The 14,183-nt window shown below is 73.7% G+C and carries 11 protein-coding genes; 4 read left to right on the top strand and 7 right to left on the bottom strand.

Translation table 11 applies throughout. From position 1 onward, the window contains the following. Positions 1-12: 12 nt before the first annotated feature. Positions 13-1,098: a DUF4190 domain-containing protein gene (locus ACZ37P_RS29885; protein ID WP_467349464.1), complete on the bottom strand. Its 1,086-nt coding sequence runs from the start codon at positions 1,096-1,098 to the stop codon at positions 13-15. A 92-nt stretch (positions 1,099-1,190) separates the two neighbouring features. Between ACZ37P_RS29885 and ACZ37P_RS29880 the strand changes: the two genes are divergently transcribed. Next, positions 1,191-2,561, top strand: a complete 1,371-nt coding sequence (locus tag ACZ37P_RS29880; protein WP_355348326.1) for a glycoside hydrolase family 18 protein — start codon at positions 1,191-1,193, stop codon at positions 2,559-2,561. 148 nt (positions 2,562-2,709) lie between these two features. Here ACZ37P_RS29880 and ACZ37P_RS29875 read toward each other — a convergent pair whose 3' ends face one another. Continuing rightward, complete coding sequence (locus ACZ37P_RS29875) at positions 2,710-3,657, bottom strand: GntR family transcriptional regulator (RefSeq protein ID WP_467349461.1); 948 nt, start codon at positions 3,655-3,657, stop codon at positions 2,710-2,712. A gap of 473 nt (positions 3,658-4,130) precedes the next feature. Here ACZ37P_RS29875 and ACZ37P_RS29870 point away from each other — a divergent pair, with 473 nt between their 5' ends. Further along, positions 4,131-6,197 carry an ATP-binding protein gene (locus tag ACZ37P_RS29870; RefSeq protein WP_467349459.1) on the top strand — a complete coding sequence of 689 codons (2,067 nt, stop codon included), beginning with the start codon at positions 4,131-4,133 and terminating at the stop codon, positions 6,195-6,197. 88 nt (positions 6,198-6,285) lie between these two features. Further along, positions 6,286-7,176 (top strand): RICIN domain-containing protein, encoded by an 891-nt coding sequence (locus ACZ37P_RS29865; RefSeq protein WP_401852606.1) that lies wholly within the window; start codon positions 6,286-6,288, stop codon positions 7,174-7,176. Between the two features lie 55 nt (positions 7,177-7,231). Here ACZ37P_RS29865 and ACZ37P_RS29860 read toward each other — a convergent pair whose 3' ends face one another. Beyond that, entirely contained in the window at positions 7,232-8,584 is a 1,353-nt protein-coding gene (locus ACZ37P_RS29860) for a hypothetical protein (protein WP_467349458.1), read from the bottom strand. A gap of 96 nt (positions 8,585-8,680) precedes the next feature. After that, positions 8,681-11,503, bottom strand: coding sequence for a hypothetical protein (locus tag ACZ37P_RS29855; RefSeq protein WP_467349457.1), 2,823 nt, complete (start codon positions 11,501-11,503; stop codon positions 8,681-8,683). 727 nt (positions 11,504-12,230) lie between these two features. Here ACZ37P_RS29855 and ACZ37P_RS29850 point away from each other — a divergent pair. Further along, the gene (locus ACZ37P_RS29850; RefSeq protein WP_467349455.1) at positions 12,231-12,974 is read left to right on the top strand and encodes a hypothetical protein; all 744 of its coding nucleotides are present in this window, start codon (positions 12,231-12,233) and stop codon (positions 12,972-12,974) included. A 211-nt stretch (positions 12,975-13,185) separates the two neighbouring features. Here the strand turns inward: ACZ37P_RS29850 and ACZ37P_RS29845 are convergent, their stop codons facing one another. The 3 genes from ACZ37P_RS29845 to ACZ37P_RS29835 form a co-directional block, all read right to left on the bottom strand. Next, positions 13,186-13,353, bottom strand: coding sequence for a hypothetical protein (locus ACZ37P_RS29845; protein ID WP_467349454.1), 168 nt, complete (start codon positions 13,351-13,353; stop codon positions 13,186-13,188). A 198-nt stretch (positions 13,354-13,551) separates the two neighbouring features. After that, positions 13,552-13,959 carry a hypothetical protein gene (locus ACZ37P_RS29840; RefSeq protein WP_402711084.1) on the bottom strand — a complete coding sequence of 136 codons (408 nt, stop codon included), beginning with the start codon at positions 13,957-13,959 and terminating at the stop codon, positions 13,552-13,554. After that, positions 13,953-14,132: a hypothetical protein gene (locus ACZ37P_RS29835; protein WP_391049229.1), complete on the bottom strand. Its 180-nt coding sequence runs from the start codon at positions 14,130-14,132 to the stop codon at positions 13,953-13,955. Before ACZ37P_RS29835 ends, ACZ37P_RS29840 begins: the two co-directional genes overlap by 7 nt. Positions 14,133-14,183 lie beyond the last annotated feature (51 nt).

Here is a 14,183-nt window from a genome sequence, read left to right as displayed (position 1 = left end):
CTCCCCCGAGCATCACACTCCGAATCCGGAGTTGGTGCCTCCGTCCTTCACCGAGCCGGTCATCGAGCCGTGCGTGGCGCCGAAGAAGCAGGTCACCTTGTGGTCGCCGCGGCGCCAGCCGTCCGCCGGCGGCATGTAGTAGTAGACGTCGGCGCTCTTCTCCCAGGGCGTGCCGTCCGCGTAGTCGTCCGCGTAAGAGGCGCACTTCGACTCCGCGACGGCCGAGATGCGATCCGTTCCGGGGTAGCCGCCGTCGTCCGCCGCGTCGACGGTGAAGATCGCGTACGCCTCCGCGTCGTGCTCCTCGGAGCAGTCGACGACGTCCACGGTGGTGGAGCGCGCGCCGTCGCCGCCGTAGTCGCCCAGCGAGCTGTCGACCGTGTTGAAGCACTGGCCGACCCTGATCCGGTCGACGCGGGTGTTGCCGTCGTCGAAGGCGCCCGCCACGCCGAGCGCGATGAAGACCGCGAGAAGCACCGTGGCGACGCCGTTGAGGATCAGGCCCGCGACGGCCAGTCCCTTGCCGCGCTCGCCGCGCTTCTTGATCTGGCTGAGCGCGACCAGGCCGAAGATCACCCCGAGGACGGGGATGCAGGTGAAGCCCACCACGAGCGAGGCGATGGCCATGCCGTTGGTGTTCGCCTGCGGGTTGTACCAGCCGGCGGTCTGCGGATAGCCGGGATACGGCTGGGGACCGTACGGATTCTGCCCGCCGTACGGATTCCCGCCGTAGGGGGCCTGACCGCCGTACGGGGCCTGGCCGCCGTGCGGACCCTGGCCGCCGTAGGGAGGCTGCCCGGAATACGGGGCCTGGCCGGGATACGGGGCCTGCCCGCCGTAGGGCGGCGCGGAGCCGGGGGGCTGCTGTCCGCTGTAGGGCGGGGGCACGGAGCCGTAGGGGCCGGGCCCGCCCGATGACGGGCCGCCGTACGTCGGCTGTCCCGGACCGCTGTACGGCGGTCCGCCCTGCTGGTCGTACGGCTTCTGCGGATACGAGGGCAGCCCGGCGTACGGCGAAGTGGGGGCGTCGTGCGGCGGCTGGGACGGGGGCGCGTCGTCGGAGGACGGCGGAGGCGGGGGCGGCGGCGGTATGTCCACTGGGGGATCCTACGGTTCTGCGCCGACGGGTTGTGAACGGGTTGTGCCGTCCCCCTTGACCCTTATTGGTCCAGACCAATACCTTCACGCGCATGCGTCGAAGAATTCTCGGCCGTATGGCCGCAACCGCAGCCACCCTCTCCCTGGTCGCCGTCCTGCCCGCCGTCACGGGCGGCTCCGCCGCCCAGGCGCACGGCCGCGACGACCACGGCTCCTCCGCCTCGTCGTACAAGAGCGTCGGCTACTTCACCCAGTGGGGCGTCTACGGACGCGACTACCAGGTGAAGAACGTCCAGACCTCGGGCACCGCGGCCAAACTCACCCACCTCAACTACGCGTTCGCCAACATCGGCGCCGACGGCAAGTGCTTCGAGGCCAACGTGGCCGGCGAGGGCGACGCCTGGGCCGACTACCAGCGCCCGCTCGACGCCGCCTCCTCGGTCGACGGCACCGCGGACACCGCCGAGCAGCCGCTGGCGGGCAACTTCAACCAGCTCCGCGAACTGAAGGCCGCCAACCCGAAGTTGAAGGTGATGATCTCGATCGGCGGCTGGGGCTGGTCGACGCACTTCTCCGACGCGGCCCGCACCGCCGCCTCGCGCAAGGCGCTCGTCGCGTCCTGCCTGGACATCTTCGTCAAGGGCAATCTGCCGCTGCTCGACGGCAAGGGCGGCCCCGGTTCGGCCGCCGGGCTCTTCGACGGCGTCGACATCGACTGGGAGTGGCCCGGCTCCTCCGGTGACGTCGACACCGTCTACCGGCCCGAGGACAAGCGGAACTTCACCGCGCTCGCGGCCGAATTCCGCGGCCAGCTCGACGCGTTGGGCCGCAAGGCGCACAAGCACTACGACCTGAGCGCCTTCCTGCCCGCCGCACCGGCCAAGATCGACGCGGGCTTCGAGGTCCGGAAGATCTTCAAGTACCTCGACTTCGGCACCGTCCAGGGCTACGACTTCCACGGCCCCTACGAGGCCACCACCAACCAGCAGTCCGCGCTCAAGGCCCCGCGCAACTCGCCCGTCCCGCACGACTTCAGCGACACCCAGGCGGTCGGCGACTGGCTCAAGCGCGGCGCACCCGCCCGGCAGCTCGTCCTCGGCGTGCCCTTCTACGGCCAGGGCTGGACCGGCGTCCCCGACGGCGGCACCGCGGGCCTCTTCCAGCCGTCCACCGGCCCCGCCCCCGCCACCTGGCAGGCGGGCAACGAGGACTACCACGCCCTCAAGGCCCTTGCCTCCTCCGGCACTTACACCGTCCACCGGGACGTGCGGAACGGCTTCGCCTGGCTCTACGACGGCACCAACTTCTGGACCTACGACGACCCGCAGGTCATCGCCCAGAAGACCGCCTACATCAAGCGGGCCCACCTGGGCGGCGCGATGGTCTGGTCCCTGGACGGCGACACGGCGGACGGCGAGCTGATCAACGCCGTTCACCAGGGTCTCGCCGCGCACCACCGGTGACCCGGCGCCTCGGGTGACCCGGCTCCTCGGGTGACCCGGCGCCTCGGGTGACCCGGCGCCTCGGGTAATCCCGCCCCTCACGCCCGGTGCTCCCCAGCCCTCCCTCTCCGCGGGGGAGCACCGGGCCTCCCCACGCGCGGCGGATACGTCAGCCGCGCGCGGCGGAGGCGGCGGCCCGTTTGGCGGCCAGCTTGGCCGCCTGCATGTCGCCGACGACCTGCGTCACCATCCGGACGGACGCGGCGTCCAGCACATTGCCGAACTCGACCACCTCGACCCGCTCCTCGAAGCGCGCCTTCAACTGCGGCATGTCGCTGGGGATCACGACGAGGTCGAGGTCCCCGACGTCCTCCCCCTCGTCCCCGTGCAGCACCCTGACGTTGCTGATCCCGGACTGCGTCAGGGAGTCCCGGATACTGACGGCCTGGCCGTAGGTGGAGTAACAGATGCCCACCGTGCCGCTCCTGGCGGCGGAGGCGATCCGCACCAGCGTCTGCACATGCGGCGCGGCGACGATGGCGACCACCTCGGTCGGCTCCCCGCGCCACAGCCGCCGCACCTCGGCCAGATGGAAGAACGTGGTGAGGGCGAGGTCGTCGTGCTCCTCCTCGGGCGAGAAGTCCCCGAGCACCAGGGGCTTGACCTTGAGACCGAGGTGCAGGCCGAGTTCGCTCGCGAAGTAGCCGGCCCGGTCGGCGTTGCACTCCACGAACGCGACCTTGAGGACGTCGTCCTCGGCGCGCAGGGCGAGGCTCGTCACGAGTGACTGGATCTCGACGGCGGACAGGCCGAGCGCGACGCACTCCCTGGCCGCCGCGTCCAGTACCGCCCACGCCCGGTCCCTGGCGGGCGAACTCGTACGCGCCCGGCCCGTACCGACCACGGTCGTCCCGCTGCGGCCCCGGCTCTCGACCAGGCCCAGCTCGCTCAACTCCGCGTACGCGCGGGCCACCGTGTTGCGGTTGATCTGGAGGTTGTCCGCCAGCAGCCGGGCGCTGGGAAGGGTCTGGCCGACCGCGAGATCGCCGGTCTCGATCATGAACGACACCTGGGTCACGATCTGCCGGTAGATGGGTACGTCCGAGTGACGACTCACCTGCAAGTCGCTGTCCACCAGGTGCCCGGCCTTCCCCGTTGCGCATCTCAGCCAAACCACCTTATCCACGCGGGAGGCAGTCAAGCATGCCCCGTGCACCCTCTTGCCTTCGGCTTGAATTGGCCCAACCGGCTAGGCAGAAAGCACGTCAGGCCGCCCCGCCCCGGCGGAGATCGACAGCGTCCGCACCCCGCTTCGCCTGCGCAAATGCGCCGCAACAGCACAACGGGACATATATCTCTGGCCGTCGCCCGTCCGTGAATCGATGGGTCTAACATCGACCCACCAGGGTAGGCAGTACCCCGCCGCCGAGTGACGGCCCCGGTCGCGCCGGCCTGTGCCGCCCACCCCCATCCGCGACGGGAGCGATCAGTGACCCTTCTCGTTCGAGCCCACGGCACCGGAGACCGGCGCGGGACCGGACGTCCCGGCGCCCGGGGGAACCGCACCCGCTCCCGAGGACTCATCAATAGATGATGCGCATATCCCCCACACCCCTGCCGGCCGACTCCCACGGGTACACGCTGGCGGCCCGCAGGAGAGCGGTGTTCACCGGCAGGACCGCGGAACTGCGGCTGCTGCGGGACCTGATGCTCAGCGACCGGCGCTCCTGCTTCGTGGTGTGGCTGCACGGCATGGGCGGCTTCGGCAAGAGCAGCCTGCTGCACCGGTTCGCCGACGAGGCCGAGGCGCACGGCAGGACGGTCCGCACCGTCGACATGCGCGCCACGGCCGCGACACCGGAGGCGTTCCTGGCCGCCCTCGACGCGCAAGGCCCGTCGCAGGAAGCCCAGTTGCTGCTCATCGACTCCGGTGAGGCGCTCGGGCCGCTGGAGCAGTGGCTGCGGGACGAGTTCCTGCCGCGGATGCCCTCGCACCTGTTCCTGGTGGTCGGCAGCCGGCGGCCCCCGTCGGCCGAGTGGCGGGCCGACGTGCAGTGGTGGCAGGCGCTGCGCAGTGTCGAACTGCGCGGCATGGACACCGCGGAGGCCACGAAGCTGCTGCGCAACCGGGACGTGCCGGAGGCGGACATCCCCGACATCGTGCGGGCCGCGCACGGCGTGCCGCTCGCCCTGGCGCTCTTCGCCGACGCGCGCGAACGCGCCACGGACTCCGTGCAGCCGCGCACCGCCTGGGAGTTGGCCGACTCCCCCGACCTGGTGGGCGAACTGCTGCACCTGCTGCTGCGCGAGAGCCTGTCGCCCGGTCAGGCGGAAGCGCTGCACGTCCTGGCGCTGGCCCGGGTCACCACCGAGGACCTGCTGCGGCACACGCTCGACGTGCCGTCAGCGGAGGCCGGAAAGCTCTGCGCCTGGCTGCGCGGACTCTCCTTCGTCCGCAGCACCGCCGAGGGCCTGGTCCCGCACGAGCTGGTCCGCGAGGCGCTCCTGGTCGAGCTGCGCTGGCGCGACCTGTCGGCGTACGAACGGCTCTTCACCCGGCTGCACGCGCATCTGGCCGAGCAACTGGCGTGCCGCACCGGCAGCCGCTGGGCGTTCGGCGCGGGCCTGGCCTATCTGGGGCGCTCCGGCCGCTTCCCGCGGGAGACGGTCGACTGGCGCGGTACGGACCGGCTGCGGCTGCGCACCGCCCGCCCGGAGGATCTGGACGAGGTGCTGGCCGCGATCGGCAAGGAGCACGGCGACGAGGCCGCCGCTCTGGCCCGGCAGTGGTGGGACCGGCAGCCGGGCGCCTTCTGCGTCGCCGAGGACGGCCGCCGCGGCGTCACCGCCGCCCTCGTCGCGCCCTGCCTGGACCCGGGGGCCACCGGGCTGCCCGACGACCCGACGGCGCGTGCCGCGCTGGAGTACACCGCCGGCCGCCGGCCGCTGCGGCGCGCCGAGCGGCTGCTGCTGGCGCGGTGGAGCACCGGCGGCGCCGCCGCCGCGGCCTTCGCGCTGACCACGCTGTGGGCGACCACGCCGAACCTCGCGGTGAGCTGGACCTGCGCGGCCCCTGACCGGCCGGGTCTCGCCTCGCTGCTCGACCTGTACGGGCAGCAGCGGGTGGCACCGGCCGAAGGACCGTACGGCGAAGGGGCTTACCGCGAAGGGGCGTTGGCCTTCGTGCAGGACTGGCGCAGCGCGCCCTTCGACCGGTGGGCGGTGGATCTGCGGGTCCGGCTGCTGGCCGACGAGCCCGCGCCGGGCCCGGCGCCGGTGACCGTCACCGCGGAGGCCGCCATGCCGTGGCCGGAGTTCGCCGAAGCCGTCAAGCACGCCTACCGCAGCCTCCAGGACGCGCGGCAGCTCGCGGAGAGCTCGCTGCTCGGCACCCGGCTGGTGGCGCCGGACGGGGACGCGGCGGCGCTGCGCGAGGTGCTGACCGAGACGGTGGCGTACCTGCGCGCGCAGCCGGGACGGCGGCAGTTGGGCAACGTCCTGGAGATCACGTATCTGAGCGGGCCGCGCAGCCAGCAGGCCGCCGCGAGCCGGGCGGGACTGTCCTTCAGCACCTACCGGCGCCGCCTGTCCACCGCGCTGGCGACGGCGGCGGAGGTGCTGCGCGAGCGCGAGCTGTACGGATCGGCGCCGCGGTGAGCCGCGCCCGTCCCGGCCCGCGTGAGCGGGCGGCGCGAACGCATCTGCGTACCCTGCCAGTTGGACCTTCCGCGAGTGGGGAGCGGCGTTGAGCGAGAGTGACCACGACGAGGCGAAGCGGCGGCAACGGGCGCGGTTCGTCGAGGCGTTGACGACGCACACCCGTCAGCCCGGCGAGCACTCGCGTGTGGGCAGCAGGGTCGCGGGCGCCGTGGCCGTACTGGCCCTGGTCGCGGGCGCCACGCTGGGCATGGGCGCCTGGCGCAGCCACCAGGCGGACGAGCACGACAAGAAGCGGGACCTGGCGGCCCAACGGACCGCCGCGTACAAGAACATCGCGCACTCCGCGTCGCCGTCGCCCACCCCGAAGCCGACGAAGACCGTGCCGAAGCGGACCGGGAAGCCCGTCCCGCACACCGCCTCGCCCAAGCCGCACAGGACCCCTTCCACCACGCCGACGCCGAAGCGGACGGCCGGGTCGGGCGGCAAGGACCCGCGGGCGCTGACCGCGCACGACCGCAAGGTGCTGATCATGAACGCCTACAGCGGGATGTGCGTCGACATCCCCTACAACGGACCGGGCCAACTGGGCCTGGAGATCGACCAGTACCACTGCGACGGCACCGACCAGGACAACCAGTTCTGGAACATGACGGTCAAGCTCCCCGCGAGCGGCCCCGGCGGCACCGATCTCGTGCAGTTCTCCAACACGATGGACGGTCTGTGCATCGACCCGCCGGAGCGCGGGGCGCAGCCGTCGGGGACCGAGCTGTCCGAGGCGAACTGCACCGGGACGCTGGCAGACAACCAACTGTGGTGGCTCGCCCCGGCCGGGGGCGACACCGTGTGGATACGCAACTACGCGAGCAACCATCTGTGCCTGCGCGTCGAGGGCACCGACAAGAAGGCACCCTCCGCCCGGCTCGTGATCGGCTCGTGCGGCACCGACGACGACAGCCGCTGGCGGCTGCTCGGCTGACCCGGACCGTCGGCGGACGGCCGACGCACGGCCGTCCCCTGCCCGTCGGCGCCCGTCAGACGGTGAACCGCACCGCGTCCAGCCAGCGCGTCTCGTCCAGCGTGCCGCCGAAGATGTAGTTGTCGGCGGTCTGCGGGGTGTCGCAGGCCATGCTGCCCCACGGTCCGCCGCGGCTGTACGTGTTCTGGCAGACGGTGCCCGTCGCCCTGCCGACGCTGATGCCGAAGCCCGAGATGTTGGGCGCGTCCTGCCTGGCCGCGCCGAGGGTCAGATCGGCGCCGTCCTCCACGGTGACCCACGACTTGTTCACCCACCCCTTCGCCTGGAAGTAGGCGTTGGCGGAGGTGCCCTTGGTGCCGGACACGGCGATCTGGATGGCCTTGATGCTCCGCGCGTCCACCTCGGAGCCCGCCACGGACCCGTCGCAGACGGCGAGTTGCCAGCCGAAGGTCGCCACGTAGACCCGGTAGCAGATGTGGCGGCCGGGTTCGCGCGCCGCCAGCCGGAGGACCGTGGCCGAGGCGGTCCTGTCGTCGCCGGGCATCTGCGGGCCGGGGCCGAGGTACGGGGTCGTCGCCTTCCTCGTCGGTGTCGCGGTCGGCCGGGCCGTCGGGCTCGGCGGCGCGGGCGGGCGCGGCGCCACGGCCTTGGTTCTGGCCTTGGGCTTCGTCGTGGGCTTGGCGGCGGGCGACGCCGAGGACTTCTGGGGAAGGGGGATGTGCGGGACGGTCGCGGGCGGGTCGGTGATCCGCCCGGCGGTGCTGGCCGCCGTCGTCAGATGGTCGTTCTTGTGCCCGGAGCCGCTGGTCGCCCAGGCCACCAGGGGCACCGCGAGGATGACCACGCCGACCACGCCGACGGCGGCGAGCAGCGGCTTGCGGGACGGGCCGGAGGGCGGTCCCTCGGCCGGGAGCGCGGCTCCGGGGCCGGTCTCGCGGGTGAGTTCGCGGGTGGCCTTCGCGTCGGGGGTCTCGGCGGGTGTTTCGCCCGCTTCGGTGGTGGGGGCCGAGGCGGTGGTCGGGGCGGAGGCCGAGGCAAGGGTCGGGGCAGGGGTTGGGGTTGGGGCCGGGGTCTCCTCGGCCGATCCCTTTCCGGGCAGCGTCGGCTCCTCGGACGTACCGCCCGCCTCCGCCGTACCGCCCGCCGCGGGCTCAGGCCGCGCGGCGGCGGCCGTCACCGGAGCGGACGACGTACCCGGGCGCGAGGAGGTGTCGGGGGCCGGGGGCGCCGCCGCGCCGGTGGTCCGCGGCACCGCGGGCGTCAGCGCGTCGCCCGGATCGGCCGCCACGGGACCCAGCGTGACCGCCCGGCGCACGGACGAACCGCCCCTGGAGGAAGCCGAGTTCGCGCCGCCTTCGGTGGCGCGGGGCGTTCCGTCGGGGTCGGGTCGGGTCTGACGGCTGCTCATGGTTCTCCTTCGGCCTGGTGGTCAGTCGGTCGTGCGGCGCGGTGTCCTGCCCTGCGTGCCCGGCGGGCGTACGGCCCGGATGTGCGGTGCGGGCGGCTACCCGCTGCCGCCCACGGGCCCGACACAGCGCTCGGGCCAGCTCCGGCCCTCCTCGGCGGGCGGACCACCGGCGAGCGCGTCCTTCAGTTCGGTGAGCGCGGTGAGGTCCCGTGGGCTCAACTCCCGTGCTCCGTCCATGTACGTGGTCGCGTGCGCGGGCAGTTCCCGCAGCAGTACGACCGAGGTCCCGGCGGGTGCGGTCCACGTCCCCAGCACGCGGAATCCGGTGCCCGGCGCGAAGACGATCTCACCGTCCGCCGCCGCCAGATCGCCCACCTCGCGGCCGGTCGTCGACCAGATCGCGTAGCGCACGGCGGTGCCGCCCGCCGCTGGAATCCGGGCCAACGCCCCTATCGGCGCCGGGTCCTGGAGCAGCGCGCCCAACCTCGGCTCGGCACCGCCCGCCGCGCCGCCGCGCAGGGCCACGCCCCGGTACGACGGCAGCCGCCGCAGCCCGGACGCCACGCACCCGGCGTACGCCTGCGACCGCGCCTCGCCCGCCCGCAGGCCCATCGCCAACTCCCGCTGGCTCAGCTGCCCTTCGTCAGCCGACAGATACGCGCGCACCGCGACCAGATCGAGCCGCGCCGCCTCCCGCTCGTCCCCGCGCAGCGCGAGCTTCCGCTTCAACAGCCCGTCCACGGCTGCGGCGTGCCCCTCCCAGCCGTCCCCCACCAGCTCGCGGAACGCCGCCCGTTGCGCGGCGGTGCTGACGTGTCCGGGCAGCACGAGGCGGGGCTCCTCCCGCCTGACGGCCAACGGGGCCGGTGGCTCGGGCTGTTCAGGCCGTTCGGGCTGTTCGGGCTGAGCGACGGGTGCGGGGGCCGGGTCAGGCTTGGGGGTGGGGCCAGGGTCGGGGTCGGGGCGAGGTGAGACGACGAGTGCGCGGACGAGTGCGGAGCCCCGCAGGGGCGCGGTGATCGCGGGTGCCGACCGCGTCGGACCGGGCCCCCGGCTGTTCGTGCGGGGGCCGGGGGCGACCGTACGGCCCGCCTCGGCGGTACCGTCGGGCCGTTCACCGCCCCGCTCCCCCGGAGCGCCCGGCGCGGAACGGTCGCGCGCGGCGACATCCGTCTCCGTCGTCGGCGTGCGGACGAGCGTTCCGTCCGCGCCGCTGTCCCCGGCCGGGGACGCGCTGTCGGTGGGCACGCTCGCGGCGGCCGGACGGCGTACGGGCTCCGCACCCGGCGCCGGTGCCGGTGCCGGTGCCGGTGCCGGTGCCGTACCGGTCAACTCCCTTACAGCGGCCGGTTGTTCACGGCGCGCGTCGGGCGGTACGGCCACGGGCGCGGGAGGGCGCGGGGACGCTGCCGGTCCCGGGCGGTCAGGTCCCGGACGGTCCTGGTTCGGACGGGGCGGGGTCTGCCAGGGGGGCGGGGCCGGGCGGGCGGCGGTGACGTAGCGGATGCCGCGTACGCCGTGTTCCGCCGCCAGACGGCGCAGTTCGGCCTCGCCGCTGGTGAGCCGTCCTCGCACGAGGAGGGTGGTCCTGGCGCGGGCCGTGGCGCCGAGGCCGGTGAGCAGGCGGGACAGCGCGGTGAGCAGGGAGGCGTCCAACCGCTGTCCGGGCGCGCCGAGTTCGATGGCGCAGGTCTCGGGGTCGACGGCGGTTCCCACGAGCGGGGGGCGGGGCGTGCCCTGGGCCCACAGGGCGAGGCCGGAGCGCGTCACCGTCGCCTGCCAGCCGTCCGTGAGCCGTACGGTGCCCGGTTCTGTGCCGCCGGGGAGCCAGTCGGGCGGGAGGCTGCCGAGCAGCCGGGGCAGGGGCGTTCTGCCCCGCGCGTCGGTCGGGAGGCACGCGACGGCGGTGACGTACGGCTGCCAACTCGGTTCTCCGTCACGGCCGATCAGGGTCGGGCGGGGTACGGCGCCGGGCGGCGCGTGGTCGGCGAGCAGCGGCAGGCCCGTCAGGACGTCGACCCGGCTGTCCAGCGTGTCGGCGACCGTGTGGGCCAGACGCAGCAGGTCAACCTGTCCGCCGGGTGCGAGGCACACGCGGGCGCGGTGTTCCGCCGGGAGCGCGGACAGGACGGCGGCGACCTCGTCGGCGGCGACGTCCTCCGCGTGCGGGGCGCCGACCAGCACGACGGCGTGCGCGGAGTCGAGCGGCACCGCGAAGCACAGGTCGTCGGGGCGCGGCCCGGGCGCGTCGGCGGGGCGGATCACCAGGCCCGCCGGAATCTGCTCGACCACGCAGCCGCCCGATGTCCGCGTGGGCACGCGGCCGACGGCCTCCTGCCAGGCCGGTGCGGGCGCGCGGGGGCCCAGCTTCCGGGGTGCCTCGCCGGGCGCGAAGCGCCACCAGCATCCCTCGGGACGGTCGTCGCCCCGGACGAAGAGGCTGCCGCCGGGCGTGATGAGGACGACGCCGTCCGGCGCGAACACCTCGAAGCCCCAACCGTCGGCGATCCTGCGGGCGGTGCCGGGGCGGCCCGGCCGGTCGTCGCCCGCGCCGGACAGGACGAGGCGGACGCGGCGGGTGCCCTGCGCGCGCAGCGAGTCCAGGACGGTGACCAGGCGCGGCCAGTGGCCGCCGCCGTTGCCCTGCCCCGCGCCCTCCGAGCCGACCATGACGGTGACGATGTCCGCCTCGGCGCCGAAGGTGTGGGCCACTTCGGCCAGGACGGCCATCGGGAAGGAGTCGTCGTCCACCGAGCGGACCAGGAGGACGCCGTCGATGTCCTCGACGAGGGGGGCGGGGACGGACTCCGCCGCAGCGGCGCCGCGGCTCGTACCGGCCGTAGCGCTCGTACGGGTCGCGCCGCCCGTACCGCTCGCGCCGCCGCCCTTGCGGGACAGGCGCGAGGCCCAACGGCTCATGCCTGGCCCTCCCCGTGGTCCCCGTACCGTGCCGTCGTGCGCGACGGCGACCGCGGCCGTCCCGCGCCCTGCTGGCTCATCACTGTCCTCGTTCGGTGAGTCGTTCCCGGCCGGTCACGCGAGCCTGCGTGCGCCGACGGGTCTCCGCGGACCGGGCGGATGCGTCCTCATCTCGCGCCACGAGAGACCGGCCCGCGCGGTGTCAGCGCGGGAGCGACGGGACAACGATGTCCGTCACCTCGCGCCGTACCGGACGCGTACCGCTCGCGGACGTGTGGGAGACACCCCACCACCTGCCCTCCCCTGCCCAATCCCGGCCGACCGGAACGACGTTGCTCGGCGGCCGGTGTACTGCCTATCCCTGTGGAGCGATAATCGGCCCTATTGGTTGGGTCATTCAGGCATCCAGATATATCAGACCCCAATGGCACCACGGTGTCGGACCGGCCAACGCCGCGTGGCCGCCCACCGTATGACCCGGGCGGGAGCACGGCGGCCGACCGCGACCGACGGCCCGGCCGGCCTTCCGGCCCTTCTCCCGCCTGCCCCTCCGGACGCTCAGCACGGGGCCCGATCGTGCTCAGACGGTGACCAACCCATGCTCAGCCACGGGGAATCGGGGATCGCCGTCAGTAACATCGCGTCCCGTCCCCCGCCTCCCGCACCCGAGTGCCGTCCCCGGCTCCCGTGACCGTCCACAGGAGAGGTCCGTGTCAGCGGCATTGCCATGCCTATTGACCTGTTTGGCGAGAAGTTAATTCGCTCCGTCCCGGCCGAGGAGCAGTTCACGTATCCCGTGAGCGTCGTTCTCTCGCTGCACCGCGAGCGGACCCCGGCCCTGCTGCGCGCCCTGCGCACCCACCACGTACTGCCCGCGCTGTGCCACCCCTGGGGCTCGGAATCCGCCTACCGCACGCTGCTGCGCAGGGCCGGGACCCCCCTCACCGTGCTGGACGTCCCGAGCCCGCGCGGGACCGGCGATCTGGGCCAGCGCGTCCACGCCCTCAGCCACCTGTCGTCCGTGGTGGTGCTGGTGCCCGACCGTACGGACTCCGCTGATCTGCTGCTGGCCGGCGCCGCCAACGTCATCCCGCGGGACACGGACCCCCGTGAACTGGCCGGCCGCATCCTCGCCGAACGGCGCTGGCTCGACACCAGGTCCTCGCCCCGCCGGCCGCCGGACGCACCGCGCCACGGATCGCCGCGCCCCCAACGCGGCACCCAGCAGGTCCTGTTCGACATCCTCCGCACGACCGCGCGCCCCTGGTGCTGCCACGACCTGTGCCTCCTGCTCGGCGCGGCCGACGAGCCGATGACCCGCCGCGCCTTGCAGGCCCGGATCGTACGGCTCAACGAGCGCTTGGCGCCTGACGGCATATCAGTCGACTGCGCCTCCCAGTGGGGCCGCACCACCTTCAGGGGCCTCACCGCCGAACCGCCAAGAGCGGAAGCCCCATTGAGGCCCGCGTGAGGCCCTGACGTCGTGGCCCAGGCGGGCAAGGACGATCCCTCCCTGCGTAATCTCGCGGGTTACGCCTTCCTCGGCGGGGTCTTCTTCCTCGTCTCCGCGCTGCGCCTCAAGCGCGCGGGCTCTCCCGCCTGAACGCCCCTGGCCGGGCTGCGCGTTGGCGTTCCCGCCCGTTTTCCTGACGACGCGTCGTCGTGGCTACGCGTCGTCGTGGCTACTCGTCGTCGCGCCGTGCGGCCAGGATTCCGATCAGGCGCGCCCGTTCGGCCTCGGTCGCCCCCGGCAGCGTGATGCGGTCCCCGCCGACCTCCCACACGACCGTCGTGTCCGGCCGTTGCCGCGCCAGCCAGCCGCTGACCGCCGTGACCAACGTCGTCAGCACTCCCCCGACGCCGCCAGCGTGATCACCAGCGCCGCCCACGCATGCGCGTCCCCCTTCGCCCCCTCCGGCGCCGCCCCGCCCCGCGGGCGCCCCTCCCGTACCCCGTCCTCGTCCCCCGCCAGGAGCTCCGCCCTCAACCCCCGCGCGGCCCACTCCACTTCCCCGCCATCCGCCCCGTCCCCCGGCCCACCGGCCGAGTCACCGCGAGTGCGAAGCGAGCGAAAGCAGCAGATGCGAGGACTCCGGATGCTGGAAGTCCGAGTGCGCCCCGGCGGGCGACAGCCGGGTCCCCCAACCACCCCGGTAGAGCCATCCCGCGTCCACGTTCATGATGCGGTGGTCGAGATCGTCCAGCCGGTACGCGGTGCGCGTCGTCCGCAGCCGGATCGAGGACTGCGGTACGGGCGTCCTGCCGACGCCCGAGTGGCCGATCCCCGACGCCCCTTCCGCCCGCAGATGCCAGAAGCCCGTCGCCCGGTCCCAGCGGGAGTGGGTGAGGACCAGCGGACCCCGCAAGGGCGCGCCCGCCCGGCCGGGGGCGGGGAACAGCGAGGTGAAGGAGTCGGTGAACGCGTCGCGCGGCGCGGCCATCTGGAAGATCAGCATGCTGTCGACGGTGAAGGGCCGGGCACCCCGTAGGACAGCCCGGTGACCGGCGCGTAGACGCCCCGGGCCGCCGTCTCGTACGGATCGATCTCCTCCCACCCCCGCCACGGCTGCCCGCTGGGCTCCGGGTCCACCGCGAACGTGCCCCGCGCCATGAGCACCGGGAGCTGCACCGCGTTCCCGTACCTCTGATACGCGTCGACCGGCAGCTCAACTTGCGATAC

The organism is Streptomyces sp. NPDC024632 (assembly GCF_055559175.1).
The sequence above is the reverse complement of the archived record's forward strand: the minus strand, read 5'-3'. Positions and strand labels throughout refer to the sequence as shown.